Below are 287 nucleotides of genomic sequence, written 5' to 3'. Positions count from 1 at the left end.
GCTGACGGCAGCGTGTACCACGCCGGTATCGAGACCCACGACACCATCGAAGACATGCTGCGCTACGTGCACCTGTCGCCGGAGGAGTTGATGACTCACTACCGCGACAAGGTGGCCAGCGCCAAAATCACTGCGCGTGAGCGCACGCAGTACCTGGATGCCTTGCGCCTTGGGCTGACCCGGTCTTCGTACCTGTCGTCGTAATTGCTGGGGCCGCTCCTGCAAAAGCCTGTGCTGCCTTTTGTGGGAGCGGCCTTGCGTCGCGATATGAGGGCGAAGCCCTCACC

At 62.4% G+C, this 287-nt stretch carries 1 protein-coding gene; it reads left to right on the top strand.

What is annotated here, in order from left to right:
• Positions 1 to 204, top strand: a 204-nt coding sequence (locus AC6UDB_RS07005; protein WP_500709544.1) for a hypothetical protein, incomplete at its 5' end; no start/stop codon positions are given.
• Positions 205 to 287 lie beyond the last annotated feature (83 nt).

It is taken from the genome of Fructilactobacillus sp. X3R2C1, from assembly GCF_059901235.1.
The sequence above is the reverse complement of the archived record's forward strand: the minus strand, read 5'-3'. Positions and strand labels throughout refer to the sequence as shown.